Origin of the sequence: Alteribacillus sp. YIM 98480, from assembly GCF_009765375.1 — a bacterium.
Taxonomy (GTDB): Bacteria; Bacillota; Bacilli; order Bacillales; family Marinococcaceae; genus Alteribacillus.
The window spans coordinates 25,734-39,134 of sequence record NZ_VTOK01000010.1 but is presented as its reverse complement, the minus strand read 5'-3'; the positions used below and the strand labels follow the sequence as shown (position 1 = coordinate 39,134).

Sequence of the window (13,401 nt, the reverse complement as noted above, 5' to 3'; positions counted from 1 at the left end):
AGATCTTATGTGGAGAAGTGTAAATCTTGGAACATACAATTTCTTTATTATACGTTGGGGTGGACAGAAATTGGAGAAGCCAGTTCAAAAAGGAGAGGGTTAGGATCATAAAAGTAACAAATTGGCTCATAAAGAGAAGAAAGAGCGGCATAAATCAGGAAAATAAGAGTATCTGAAAATAAACGATCTGGTATGATAAAAACATACAAAAGCTTATCAAAAGGGGATTTACATGAAAGAATGGATATATGAACTGAAGACTACTTTTTCTGCCAATCAAGTGCTGACAGAACTAGCCGATCGATACAGTTACAGTTTCGATGGCTCATTTGGAGAATATCTTCCTGACGCTGTAGTGCAAGTCAAGACAAAAGAAGAGGTTGTCCACGTCATGAAAATGGCAAACCGTTATAAAGTACCGGTCACTCCAAGAGGGCAGGGAACATGTTTAAGCGGCGGACCTCTTCCGGTTAAAGGCGGAATTGTACTGGACACTTCTCAATGGCCGGCAAATATTAAGGTAATTCCAGATGATTTGATTGCCGTAGTGTCTCCAGGAGTGTTAACGGCATCTATTAATCAGGAAGTAGAAAAATTTGGACTTATGTATCCCCCTGATCCAAGCAGTGCCCATGTCTCAACGATCGGAGGCAATCTCGCAGAAAATTCAGGCGGCCCGCGCGGCCTGAAATATGGAGTGACCAAAGATTATGTTATTGGTTTAGAGCTGGTGACACCAGAAGGGGAAATCATAAAAACTGGCGGCAGAACAATTAAAAATGTAACTGGTTTTGACCTGACCAAGCTGGTAATTGGATCAGAAGGGACGCTCGGGGTTATTATCGAAGCTACATTAAAACTTGTGCCAAAGCCGCCTGCAATGCAAACGTTAATGGCAGTTTTTGATGAGGTAGAGCTTTCTGGAAGAGCCATTTCAAAGACTCTGACTTCTGGTATTCTACCTTCTAAAATGGAATTTATGGATCAAGCCTCTATACAGGCAGTGGAAAATTACAAGCCATCTGGTCTCCCTGTTGATGCCGCAGCTTTATTAATGATAGAACTTGATGGCCACCCAGAAGCGATAAAAGCTGAAGCAGTCCAGGTGGAGAAAATAATGAAGGAACTAGGTGCAAAAGATATTGTGGTGCCAAAAAAGGAAGAAGCAGCAGCAAAGATTTGGCAGGCTAGAAAGCAGGTGTCCCCCGCTATAGCTAAAATAAAACCGACAAAAGTTTCAGAAGACGCCACTGTCCCGCGCAGTAAAATTGCTGAAATGATGGAAAAGCTGGAGCTTATAAAAGAAAAATACAATATTGAACTTATTGTTTTCGGCCATGCCGGGGACGGGAATTTACACCCTAATATCATGTGTGATAAACGTGATGAAGACGAGATGATAAGAGTTGAACAAGCAGTCGGAGAAATTTTTCAAGCGGCAGTTGACCTAGGCGGCACTTTATCGGGCGAGCATGGTATCGGCACAATGAAAGCTCCTTTTATGGAACAAGAACTAGGATCAGCAGGACTTGATATGATGAAAAGAATAAAAGACAGCTGGGATCCAAATGGCATCATGAACCCAGGCAAAATGTTTCCGGAACGTGGCCAGAAGTTGGTGCTGCGACATGAATGATTTAAAAGCGCTTCAAGAAAAATTGCAATACGATAAAACATTTGATTGCGTGCAATGCGGCTATTGTCTTCCTGCTTGTCCAACCTATGAAACAATGGAAAAAGAAACCCATTCACCAAGAGGGCGGATTAACCTGGTTAAAATGGCTGCTGAAGGGAAAGCTTCTCTAGAGGATTTAGAAGAACCCATTGAAAAGTGTTTAGGGTGTATGGCATGCACAACCGTTTGTCCAACAAATGTGCAGTACGGAGCTATTTTAGAAGGGGTGAAAGAAACTCTAGAGGACAATAAAGAAAAGACAAAGAGAAGCGAGAAAACAGAAGAATTTTTGTTCCGCTCTTTTTTCCCTTCCTCTAGATGGATGAATAGGTTAGGAAATGCCACCTGGCTGTACCAGGCAACAGGCTTGCAAAAAGTCGCTCGTTCTCTTCGTTTGACTGCGATGTCCCCATTACACTTAGGGGAATTTGAAAAAGTTATCCCTTCGCAGCCTTCCCCATTTGTAAGAAAAAAACGGATGCAGCGTGTGGAACCAGAAGGAACACCTGCCGCGAAAATCGCCTTTTTTACCGGTTGTGTGATGGATAGTGTCTTTTTTGAAATTAATCAACAAACGATAGAATTAATGAAGCGTTCAGGCGCGGAAGTTATATTGCCAGAACATCAGACATGCTGTGGTGCTTTACATGCTCATTCGGGCAAGGTCGGATTATCGAAAGAACTTGCGATGGAAAATATTAAAGCTTTTGAAGATGAGAACATTGATTATATTGTGAACAACGCCGGGGGATGCGGTGCTCGTTTGATAGAATACAATCACTTATTTGAAGAAGGAACAGAGTGGCACCGACGTGCAAAAGCTTTTACCGAAAAAGTAAAAGACATATCTGAAGTGTTGGTGAAACTTGATGGATTGAAGTTTTCTGCACCTGTAGAAAAATTAGTAACCTATCAACCTTCTTGTCACATGACAAACGTGCAGCGTGTAACGAAGCCGCCTCGTCAATTAATAGAACAGGTGCCGGGGGTTAAGCTGCGTGAAATGAATAACCCTGATTTCTGCTGCGGTTCGGCGGGTGTTTATAATATTGTAAATTACGACGATTCCATGGAAATTTTAAATAAAAAAATGGAAGCTGTGAATAAAACGAATCCAGAAGTGATTGTTACGACAAATCCTGGCTGTTTACTGCAAATGAAACTAGGAGTAGAGCGAGAAGGAAAAAGCGGCGAGGTTCAGGCCCTTCATCTAGTAGAATTATTGATGGAAGCTTTTCCTCGCCCTAAAAGTTCAATAGGAAAAGGCAGCGTGTGTGATCTAGGTATTGGCAAATAAATTAATCAAGAATGCGGGCTGCGATTTCATCTCCAATTGGGATAGAAGCCGTTGCAGCCGGAGACGGAGCATTACAGACGTGAAGGCTTCGTTTACCCTGGATAATATGAAAATCATCTACTAAACTGCCATCTGATTTCAAAGCTTGTGCTCTTACTCCAGCGGGGCCTGGCTCTACATCTTCTCCGGTAATGTCAGGAATGAGTTTTTGCATACTCTGAATAAATTTCTTTTTGCTGAAGGAGCGGATCATTTCATCCGTTCCTTCTTTTGCATATTTTTTGGCCAGCTTCCAGAAACCGCTGTATTTCATGACTTCCAGGAAGTCTTTAGCATGAAAATCTGTTTTGCGGTACCCTTCGCGTTTGAAACCTAGAACAGCGTTCGGTCCTGCCTCTACTTCACCATTTATCATTCGGGTAAAATGAACCCCTAAAAATGGAAAATCAGGGTTGGGTACGGGATATACCAGATTATTAACGAGGTGCCGTTTTTCTTTTTTTAGCTTAAAATATTCCCCGCGAAACGGGATAATTTTCATGTCTGTATAGTACCCCGCCATTTTTGCGATACGGTCGCTATGTAACCCTGCACAGTTAATGAGTGTTTTTGTCTCAAAAGTACCGCGGTTCGTCTCGATAAACGTACTTTCGTTTTTTTCAGTAATTTTCTGCACTTTTGTGTTAAGGCGCAAATCTCCGCCGTTTTCTTCAATGAGAGAAGCAAACGTTTCAGCGGCCTGCTTAAAATTAACGATCCCTGCAGTTGGTACATGAATGGCTTCTACTCCATCCACATAAGGTTCTTTTTCATGTAACTCTTCTTTTGATAACTTTCGGACCTGCAATCCATTGTCCAATCCGCGTTGACAAAGGTTATTCAGTAAAGGTCGTTCCATATCGTTTGCTGCTACAATGACTTTTCCGCAAATGTCATGTTGAATGTTATGTTTTTGACAAAAAGAAATGATAGATTCGTTTCCGGTTCTAGCAAATCTAGCTTTATAGCTGCCAGGCTTATAATAAATACCAGAATGAATGACTCCGCTGTTGTGACCGGTTTGGTGTGCTGCCCATTTGGATTCTTTTTCGATAACTAAAATAGAGCATCCCGGTTGACGCCGTGCAAGCGCATAACCTGCAGAAAGACCAACAATTCCTCCTCCGATAATGGCATAATCGTACATATTATTTCCTCCTGTCGTACTAGTATGATGGTAGAACGGTTAACGTAAATGTATGTTCTTTATGGGCATCTGTCAACGAAATAAAAAATCTTTCACAAAAGTTTGACAACGCTTACATAGTATAGTAACCTATCAATAGGTTAATAATTCGTGATGGAGATTAGGAGATCCACGCCAAATTTTTAGGGCTTGCTCAATAGAGCAATCTGTGCCTAAAAAGAATTGGCGTGGATTTTTTTGTCCTTTAGGAAAGTTAACTTTGCTAAAGGATCAATGTATAAGACAAACTGCGGCATCCGCCATAAAAAAAACGCGGTAAGCCGAGTTTTTCTAATTTTGAGGCCTCAAAAAATCTATCCATCTAATCTTTTTAACCAAATACGTATAATAATAGGAGGAACATTCTATGTCGCCCTTTATTGGTGAGCTGATTGGAACAATGATTCTAATCATTTTCGGAGGTGGAGTGGTCGCTGGTGTTGTATTAAAAGGGTCCAAGGCAGAAGGTGCAGGATGGGTTGTTATAACAATAGGTTGGGGTCTTGCCGTTACAATGGGGGTATATGCTGTTGGTAATTTTAGCGGGGCGCATATTAATCCGGCAGTAACACTCGGCCTAGCAGCTTCCGGTGATTTTCCATGGGCTGATGTGCCCTATTATATTACCGCACAAATGATAGGAGCTTTTATTGGTGCCTGCATTGTTTTTTTCCATTATTTAGCGCAGTGGAGAAAAACAGAAGACCAAGGAGCAAAATTAGCAGTATTTTCTACCGATCCTGCCGTGAGAAGTTATTCGGCGAATCTTGTAAGTGAAATAATAGGAACATTTATACTTGTACTTGGGCTTTCATTTATCGGTGCTAATGAATTTACAGAAGGATTGAATCCGCTAATTGTCGGGCTGTTAATCGTTGCTATCGGTATGTCTCTAGGAGGCACTACTGGATATGCTATTAATCCGGCACGGGACCTTGGTCCGAGAATTGCTCACTTTTTACTTCCGATTCCAGGAAAAGGGACATCGGATTGGAAATACGCGTGGGTGCCGATCTTTGGACCTATAATTGGAGGTATATACGGGGGATTGTTTCATAAAGCCGTCTTTTTAGGGGAAATAGGATCAATGTTTTGGCCGATGAGTGTCTTTATAATTATTCTTTTCATTTATGCTCAAGTGCAAAACGCACGCGAGTATAATGAAGCTAACGTAATAAATCAAAATGAACCTATCAATGCAGAAAAGTCTGTCTAGTACGATATTAACAGGTGAGGTGGTTGAAGATGGAAAAGTATATTATGGCTTTAGATCAAGGAACGACAAGCTCTCGGGCAATTCTTTTTAATCAGGATGGAGAGATTGTGAAAGTCGCACAAAAGGAATTTACGCAGCAATTTCCTAAACCAGGCTGGGTAGAACATGATGCGAGTGAAATTTGGGGGAGCATTTTAGCAGTTGTTGCGACCGCACTAGCCGAAGCTGATATTAAACCGGAACAAATTGCTGGCATCGGAATAACCAATCAACGTGAAACGACAGTTGTTTGGGATAAAAATACAGGAAAGCCCGTTTATAACGCGATTGTCTGGCAGTCGAGACAAACGGCAGATATTTGCGAAGAATTAAAAGGTCAGGGGCTGAATAATACATTTAAAGAGAAAACGGGTCTTCTTATTGATGCTTACTTTTCCGGTACCAAAGTGAAATGGATATTAGATCATGTGGATGGGGTTCGTGAAAAGGCAGAGCGCGGTGACCTGCTTTTTGGCACAATCGATACGTGGTTGATATGGAAGCTGTCCGGAGGAGAAGTTCATGTTACAGACTATTCGAATGCTTCTAGAACACTGATGTATAACATACATGAATTAAAGTGGGATGAAGAGCTATTAGACATTTTAGGTGTTCCAAAAAACATGCTTCCTGAAGTACGTCCTTCTTCTGAAGTGTATGCAAACACAGCAGGATATCACTTTTTTGGAGAAAATATTCCGATTGCAGGGGCTGCAGGTGATCAGCAGTCTGCATTGTTTGGGCAGGCATGTTTTGAAAAAGGGATGGCTAAAAACACATACGGTACAGGCTGCTTCATGCTGATGAACACTGGACAGGAAGCAATTGTTTCAGACCATGGACTGCTCACAACATTAGCTTGGGGTATTGATGGGAAAGTTGACTATGCCCTTGAAGGAAGTATTTTTGTCGCCGGCTCAGCAATCCAATGGCTGCGCGATGGCCTGCGAATGTTTCATGATGCAGCTGATTCTGAGAAATATGCCAATCGGGTTTCTTCGACAGATGGGGCATATGTAGTTCCAGCTTTTGTAGGGCTGGGAACGCCTTATTGGGATTCAGATGTTCGCGGAGCCGTTTTTGGGATTACTCGTGGTACAGAGAAAGAACACTTTGTCAGAGCAACGCTTGAGTCATTGGCATATCAGTCAAAAGATGTGCTCGATGCAATGATTGCAGATTCCAACATCGATTTAAAGACGCTCCGTGTCGATGGCGGTGCGGTCAAAAATAATTTTCTGATGCAATTTCAAGGAGATTTATTAAATGTGCCGGTAGAACGGCCGGTTGTTAATGAAACAACTGCTCTAGGTGCCGCTTATTTGGCAGGTTTAGCTGTTGGCTATTGGAAAGATCAAGCGGAAATAGCAACTCAATGGAAAGTAGAAAAAACATTTTCGCCTCAAATGGGTGACGAACAGCGTAATAACCTGTATAATGGATGGAAGAAGGCAGTAAAAGCTGCGATGGCATTTAAATAAAGAGTCAAATAATAATAAGTTAATAGATGGTTGGAGACAAGGAGAAACCAGAAAACCCTTTCCAGAATGAGGAGGGGATTTTCTGGTTTCTTTTTTTACTTTTAAAGATAGAAAAATATAAAGGCAGGCGTTTTTCAAGTCAGCGCCCAGCCGCTTGGAGGCCCAAGACAGTTTAAAGAACTTTTATTAGAACATCGTGTTCCGGGTGCAAAAAGTAAGTGCATCTTGGTGCGAATTTTAGTAGAAGTTGATTAACATTAGCCGAACGTCATTTAAAACAGGGAGCTTGCGCTTTTCTGCTTAGAAATGCATAGTTTGAATAACAAATTAAGACTAAATGGAGCAGTAGCTAAGTGTTGTGTAATATAAAGGAGGCATCTTAGAGATGAATACTTTTTCAAATAAGCATCGACAAAAGGTAACAGAACAATTAACAAGTGAAGAATTTGATGTGTTAGTTATTGGTGGAGGAATTACTGGGAGTGGGATTGCACTTGATGCTGCTACAAGAGGAATGAAAACTGCACTCATAGAAATGCAGGATTTTGCAGCTGGTACTTCAAGCCGCTCGACGAAACTTGTACACGGGGGACTGAGGTATTTAAAACAATTTGAAGTGAAGATGGTGGCAGAAGTAGGGAAGGAACGAGCCGTTGTGTATGAAAATGCCCCTCATGTTACCGTTCCAGAATGGATGATGCTGCCTCTCCATAAAAACGGAAATTTTGGTCAGCTTTCAACTTCCATAGGCCTACGAGTATACGATTTTCTAGCTGGAGTGAAGCGCAGCGAACGAAGAAAAATGTTTAACAGAGAAGAAACCTTAAACAAAGCTCCATTATTAAAAAAAGAAGGTCTGCTTGGAAGCGGATATTACGTGGAATACAGAACAGATGACGCTAGATTAACGATTGAAGCAGCAAAAGAGGCAGTTCAAAATGGCGCTTCCTTAATAAATTATACAAAAGTCACTGATTTTTTATATGAAGATTGCAAGGCAAAAGGCGTAGTCGTAGAGGACCAATGGACAGGTGAAACTTATCAGATAAGAGCACGTAAAATTATTAACGCAGCGGGACCATGGGTAGATACGTTACGTTCAAAAGATGGAGCTAAACATGGAAAACACCTTCGATTAACAAAAGGAATTCATTTAGTATTTGATCAAAGCGTTTTTCCTCTAAATCAGGCTGTTTATTTTGATACACCGGACGGCCGTATGGTATTTGCGATCCCAAGAGATGGAAAGACTTATGCCGGTACGACTGATACAGTGTATAAAGGTGATCCTGCTCATCCTAAAATGACAGTAGAAGACCGGCAGTATGTGTTAGATGCCATACATTATATGTTTCCAGAGGTTCATATTTCGGCAGAGGATGTAGAATCGAGCTGGGCTGGACTGCGTCCGCTTATTTATGAAGAAGGAAAGGATCCTTCAGAAATATCCCGAAAAGATGAAATATGGGAACACGATTCTGGTATTTTGACCATCGCCGGTGGAAAACTTACCGGCTACCGAAAGATGGCAGAAATGGTGATCGATAAAGTTTCTAAAAAGGTAAAAGAAGAACATGGCATCGTTTATCAGCCTTGTCAGACAAAGCAGTGGCCGCTTTCTGGAGGGAACGTAGGCGGTTCAAGTAATTTTACGTCATTCGTTGAAGAAAAAATAAAAGCAGGCATTCAGATCGGGCTGTCTGGACAAGAAGCTGAATCATTAGCAAAAATGTACGGCTCTAATGTAGATGTCTTATTTGATCATGTAGTAAAAAGAAAACAGGAAGCAGGTACGTCACCTCTTCCCCCTTCTATTTATGCTCAAGTAATGTATGCTATAGAAGAAGAAATGGCGGGAACCCTGACAGATTTCTTTGTTAGAAGAACGGGAGCTTTGTTTTTTAATATCCAGTGGGTACAGCAATGGAAAGATGAAGTGCAGAAATTGATGAGTGAAGAACTAGAATGGACGGAAGATCAAAGCGAAAAATACCGCGCAGAACTAGAAAATGCCTTACAAGATGCGGTGAAACCTTTAAATGAAGAAAGTAAGGTGAAATTAACTTCGTAGAAAAAACGTGAAGGGAGGAGGGCATGCTAATGCATTTTGGAGGACAATCAATCCTTCCTGCAGCCCGTTCGATAAAAGAAGTAGAACGGCTGATGGAAAGTGATTTTGAGTATATTGTTTTACTTCATACTCATATTGGCCAGCTTAGCAGTCTAGTAAAGGAATTGAAACGAAATCATAAAAAAGTACTTTTACATGCTGATATGGTGCAAGGACTGAGAAATGATGAGTATGCGGCACAATTTCTTTCTCAATCGATCAGGCCGGCGGGTTTGATTTCTACACGGAATAATGTCGTAGCCGCAGCAAAACAGGCAGGACTGTTAGCGATCCAGCGTTTATTTTTATTAGATTCGATGGCACTTGAAACGAGTTATCGGCTGATGCAAAAGAATAAACCAGATTATATTGAAGTGCTCCCCGGAATTTTACCAGCTCGAATTATACATGAAGTGCAAAATGAAACAGGAGTTCCTCTTATTGCAGGCGGACTCATACGGGATAAAGAGGATGTAAAAACTGCTTTTGAAGGAGGGGTAGTCAGTATTACAACTTCTCGCAGCGAATTGTGGAAAGAGGGAAAAAAGAGTAAGCATTAGGGTAAGCGCAACAAGCTCCTGGTAAATGTATCAGGGGCTTATGTTTTTCTAGAACTGTTAAAACATATAAAATGTAATTGGTAGAGGATACGTCATATGAACTTGGCGACAAGCATAGTTTTCTTGTTGGGGAAGAAAGTATACATTTTGGCGTTTTTGATGTCTAGCTTCAGCGCCCAGCCGCTCAGGCGCACACGATAAAGAGGAACTTTTGCTAAAACCGCGACGTCCTGTCGCAACGCAAAAGTCAACACCTCCTGTGCAAGCCAGTTCAGCGTTGTCACAGGACGTGACGCTCGTAGCCGAACTTCCTTCTTTTAAGGCGCTTGCGCTTTTCTTATTTTGTTTGAAGGAGCTTGAGAGGAGGTATAAATAATAAAGAAAAAGGAGGCTGTTAACATGCGTGCTTTAGCCGTAGAAGAACCGGGGTCAATAGACAATTTAAAAATAGTGGAGGTCCCTAAGCTAGAACCGCTGCCCGGACAAGTTCGGGTGAAAGTGCATGCAGTGGGCTTGAACCCGGTCGATTATAAATTAATCGAAAATCCTCTTCCTGAATGGGAATACCCTCACATTTCAGGGCTCGATGCAGCAGGAGTCATTGATAATGTAGGAACTGGCGTAACGGGTTGGAAGCCGGGGGATAAAGTATTTTTTCATGGCAGTTTAGCTCATCAGGGAGGGTTTGCAGAGTATACATTAGCTGCTGAGAAAGTGTTAGCACCACTGCCTGAGAGGTGGAGTTTTACTGAAGCAGCTGCTCTTCCAACACCGGCATTAACGGCATACCAGGCGCTTCACCGAAAGCTGACAATGAAAAGAGGACAAACAATAATGATTCAAGCTGGTGCTGGTGCAGTCGGCGGATTTGCCATTCAACTTGCTAGTTTAGCTGGATTAAATATAATAACAACCTGTTCTCCTGGAAATAATGAACATGTTATGCAGCTAGGTGCTCATAAAGTGATTGATTATAACACAGAAAATGTGGTAGAAGAAGTGCACCGGTACACAGATGGCCGAGGTGTAGATATTGCTATGGATATGGTTGGCAAACAAACAGCAACGGACGCCTTTGATTACCTTGCTTTCAATGGCCACTTGTTGTGTGCAGTTGAACTTCCTGATTTTTCTCAGTATGACCCAAAGACATTAGCACCAAGCATTCATGAAATTGCACTTGGGTTTGTATATCGTTCCGATGACAAAGAGCAGATTGTAGATCTAGGCAATATGGCTAAAGAAGTAGGTCAACTAGCTGCTGCAAACAAGATCATTCCTATGGTAGAAAAAGAAATTTCGTTAGAAAACATACCTGAAGGCTTGCAACGGATAAAGAAAGGTCGTGTCCGCGGTAATATTGTAGCCCGAATATAAGCGATACTTATAAGAAATAAGGTGATATTGTGAGATCATATGAAGAAACATTATTTGATGAAGGGCATATTAGTAACCATATTTTTAAAAATCGTTATATAGTTGCTCCTATGACGAGAGTAAGCTCAGAAGCAGATGGCACTCCAAATGATCGGGTGCGTCAATATTATGAGCGATTCGCTATTGGTGGATTTTCTGCTGTTATTACCGAAGGGATCTATCCAGACACAGCTTACAGCCAGGGTTACGAATATCAAGCAGGTCTGGCAACAGAAGAGCATAAACAGGCATGGAAGCTGATTGTTTCAGATGTTCATAAGCAAGGTTCCAAAATAATTGCTCAATTAATGCATGCTGGTGCCCAGTCTCAAGGAAACTATTATACCGATAAAACAGTAGCACCTTCTCCGTTTCAGCCCCCAAGTGACATGATTCCGGTATATGGCGGGAATGGTCCTTTCCCGGAGGCAGAAGAACTTTCAAAAGAAGGAATAGAAGAAATAAAAAAAGGGTTTATACAATCAGCTGTGTATGCAAAAGAGGCTGGCTTTGATGGAGTCGAACTGCACGGTGCGAATGGCTATCTTCTTGATCAATTTTTATCCGAAACAATAAATGTTCGAAATGATGAGTACGGAGGTTCTGTTGAAAAGAGGCTGCGATTTATATTAGAGCTGATTCGGGAAGTTCGAATGGCCATAGGCTCTCATATGATTCTTGGGATTCGTATTTCTCAGTTAAAAGCCACCAACCTGCGATTTCGCTGGTCTGGAGGAGAAAAAGAGGCTGAGGTTATATTTAGTACTCTCGGAAATTTAGACGTTGATTATATACACCTGTCTGATGATGATGCAGCAACTCCTGGTTTTGGCGAAGGGACTATGACAATGAGTGAAGCTGCAAAAAAATTCACAGATGTGGCTGTGATAGCATGCGGAAGTCTCAGCAATCCAGAAAAAGCGGCTTCCCTTATTGATCAAAAAGCTGCAGACTTTATTGCGATTGCCCGCCAGGCTCTAGCAAACCCAGATACTCCTAATCGAGTACGTAAAAATATGAATCTAGACGATTTTGACAAAGAAAAGATTATGCTTCCGAAAGCTTACGTGAAGGACTTTGAATTAGAACAAGGACTGGTAAGAGAGGATTAATATTTGATACATCAAAAACTTTGTCCACTTGCGGACAAAGTTTTTACTTTCTAAATAATGTTATAATGGACGGACATTATATTTGAAGGTTGTGTGAACCGGGAAATAAGTGAGGGATCGGCATGGTTAAATCAGTAGATAGAGCATTGACGATTATTAAACTGGTCAGTACAAAAAAAGATGGGTACGGGGTTACGGAATTAGCCAGTAAGCTAGAATTAAACAAAAGTTCTATATTCCGTTTACTTTCTACACTAATGGAGCACGGATTTATTGAACAGGATGCAGAAACGAAAAAGTACCGCTTAGGATACCAATATTTAGAATTGAGCTCAAAACTGCTTGATTCTATTGATATTCGTAAAGAAGCAGCACCTTATCTTAAGGAGCTTGAAGAATTAACGAATGAAGTGATTCACCTGGTTATTTATTCGCAAAAAGAAGCTGTCTACATTGAAAAGCTGGAAGGTAATGAAACGCTTCGAATGCATTCACAGGTTGGCAAAAGAGCGCCGATGCATTGTACAAGTGCTGGAAAAACGATTTTAGCTTATTTACCAGAAGGGGAAGTGAGAGAAATTATTAATCAGAAAGGACTGCCTCCTCATACAGACAAAACGATAACGGAACCTGATAAATTAATGGAAAACATTAAGGAAATTAGATACCGGGGATATGGGATCGAAAGAGAAGAAAATGAAGTAGGCATTACATGTATTGCCGTTCCCATATTTAATTTCCGAGGCGAAATTGCAGGTGCTATCAGTATTTCCGGCCCTTCCATTCGAATGGGGGAAGAGAGGATGAATGATTTAAAAAATAAATTTTTGGACATTGGCAGTCGAGTCTCGCGCCGACTGGGTTATGGCGGTAACAGTGGAGAAGAAGTTTAATATAACTTGTTCTCCATTTTTTTATAATTTAAGAAAGTTTAACATTATTAAAGGGTTAAAGTATAAGAAAAAATAAGGCTTTCGCCATTAAGGACTGGGCGACAAACCAAGTTTTTCTAAAAAGGTAAGAAATTATAAATATTAGGCGTTTTACATGTCTAGCGCAAGCGCCTACTCGCTCGAGATTCCTTCGGTTCGTCAATGGAAAGCAAAGATCAGCTTTCCATATGCCGACTCTCCAGGACTTGTCGCTCGTGAGCAAGGCGCTTGCGCTTTTCTTATACTTTGAATCAATTTCATAATTGCTATTTTGATTATCAAAACGAACATTACAGCGATTGTACGGAAGGCGGCTTTCACCCTCGGGGCACAAGTAC

Annotated in this window: 11 protein-coding genes; 10 read left to right on the top strand and 1 reads right to left on the bottom strand. The window is 41.3% G+C overall.

Annotated elements, in window-relative coordinates:
• Positions 1-232 precede the first annotated feature (232 nt).
• Positions 233-1,636: an FAD-binding oxidoreductase gene (locus FZF09_RS13595; protein WP_158737159.1), complete on the top strand. Its 1,404-nt coding sequence runs from the start codon at positions 233-235 to the stop codon at positions 1,634-1,636.
• The gene (locus FZF09_RS13590; RefSeq protein WP_158737158.1) at positions 1,629-2,972 is read left to right on the top strand and encodes a (Fe-S)-binding protein; all 1,344 of its coding nucleotides are present in this window, start codon (positions 1,629-1,631) and stop codon (positions 2,970-2,972) included. Before FZF09_RS13595 ends, FZF09_RS13590 begins: the two co-directional genes overlap by 8 nt.
• Position 2,973: 1 nt before the next feature.
• Here FZF09_RS13590 and lhgO read toward each other — a convergent pair whose 3' ends face one another.
• Complete coding sequence (gene lhgO, locus FZF09_RS13585) at positions 2,974-4,158, bottom strand: L-2-hydroxyglutarate oxidase (protein ID WP_158737157.1); 1,185 nt, start codon at positions 4,156-4,158, stop codon at positions 2,974-2,976.
• A gap of 406 nt (positions 4,159-4,564) precedes the next feature.
• On the opposite strand from lhgO, the gene FZF09_RS13580 reads away from it, so the two are divergent.
• From FZF09_RS13580 to FZF09_RS23080, 8 genes are all read left to right on the top strand, one after another.
• Positions 4,565-5,413, top strand: coding sequence for an MIP/aquaporin family protein (locus tag FZF09_RS13580; RefSeq protein WP_158737156.1), 849 nt, complete (start codon positions 4,565-4,567; stop codon positions 5,411-5,413).
• A 29-nt stretch (positions 5,414-5,442) separates the two neighbouring features.
• Positions 5,443-6,933 carry a glycerol kinase GlpK gene (gene glpK, locus FZF09_RS13575; protein ID WP_158737155.1) on the top strand — a complete coding sequence of 497 codons (1,491 nt, stop codon included), beginning with the start codon at positions 5,443-5,445 and terminating at the stop codon, positions 6,931-6,933.
• Positions 6,934-7,318: 385 nt separating this feature from the next.
• On the top strand, positions 7,319-9,004 hold the full coding sequence (locus tag FZF09_RS13570) for a glycerol-3-phosphate dehydrogenase/oxidase (protein WP_158737154.1): 1,686 nt from the start codon (positions 7,319-7,321) through the stop codon (positions 9,002-9,004).
• A 29-nt stretch (positions 9,005-9,033) separates the two neighbouring features.
• Positions 9,034-9,603 (top strand): glycerol-3-phosphate responsive antiterminator, encoded by a 570-nt coding sequence (locus tag FZF09_RS13565; protein WP_158737153.1) that lies wholly within the window; start codon positions 9,034-9,036, stop codon positions 9,601-9,603.
• A gap of 399 nt (positions 9,604-10,002) precedes the next feature.
• The gene (locus tag FZF09_RS13560; protein WP_158737152.1) at positions 10,003-10,980 is read left to right on the top strand and encodes a zinc-binding dehydrogenase; all 978 of its coding nucleotides are present in this window, start codon (positions 10,003-10,005) and stop codon (positions 10,978-10,980) included.
• Positions 10,981-11,009: 29 nt separating this feature from the next.
• Positions 11,010-12,131, top strand: a complete 1,122-nt coding sequence (locus tag FZF09_RS13555) for an oxidoreductase (RefSeq protein ID WP_158737151.1) — start codon at positions 11,010-11,012, stop codon at positions 12,129-12,131.
• Positions 12,132-12,253: 122 nt separating this feature from the next.
• Positions 12,254-13,024, top strand: a complete 771-nt coding sequence (locus FZF09_RS13550) for an IclR family transcriptional regulator (RefSeq protein ID WP_158737150.1) — start codon at positions 12,254-12,256, stop codon at positions 13,022-13,024.
• Between the two features lie 154 nt (positions 13,025-13,178).
• Positions 13,179-13,313 (top strand): hypothetical protein, encoded by a 135-nt coding sequence (locus FZF09_RS23080; protein WP_255450563.1) that lies wholly within the window; start codon positions 13,179-13,181, stop codon positions 13,311-13,313.
• The last annotated feature ends 88 nt before the right edge of the window (positions 13,314-13,401 follow it).

What these genes read in the sequence shown, in the direction of transcription:
- FZF09_RS13595 (WP_158737159.1), top strand. Translation starts at nt 233, where the DNA reads ATGAAAGAATGGATATATGAACTGAAGACTACTTTTTCTGCCAATCAA.
- FZF09_RS13590 (WP_158737158.1), top strand. Translation starts at nt 1,629, where the DNA reads ATGAATGATTTAAAAGCGCTTCAAGAAAAATTGCAATACGATAAAACA.
- lhgO (WP_158737157.1), bottom strand. Translation starts at nt 4,158, where the DNA reads ATGTACGATTATGCCATTATCGGAGGAGGAATTGTTGGTCTTTCTGCA.
- FZF09_RS13580 (WP_158737156.1), top strand. Translation starts at nt 4,565, where the DNA reads ATGTCGCCCTTTATTGGTGAGCTGATTGGAACAATGATTCTAATCATT.
- glpK (WP_158737155.1), top strand. Translation starts at nt 5,443, where the DNA reads ATGGAAAAGTATATTATGGCTTTAGATCAAGGAACGACAAGCTCTCGG.
- FZF09_RS13570 (WP_158737154.1), top strand. Translation starts at nt 7,319, where the DNA reads ATGAATACTTTTTCAAATAAGCATCGACAAAAGGTAACAGAACAATTA.
- FZF09_RS13565 (WP_158737153.1), top strand. Translation starts at nt 9,034, where the DNA reads ATGCATTTTGGAGGACAATCAATCCTTCCTGCAGCCCGTTCGATAAAA.
- FZF09_RS13560 (WP_158737152.1), top strand. Translation starts at nt 10,003, where the DNA reads ATGCGTGCTTTAGCCGTAGAAGAACCGGGGTCAATAGACAATTTAAAA.
- FZF09_RS13550 (WP_158737150.1), top strand. Translation starts at nt 12,254, where the DNA reads ATGGTTAAATCAGTAGATAGAGCATTGACGATTATTAAACTGGTCAGT.
- FZF09_RS23080 (WP_255450563.1), top strand. Translation starts at nt 13,179, where the DNA reads ATGTCTAGCGCAAGCGCCTACTCGCTCGAGATTCCTTCGGTTCGTCAA.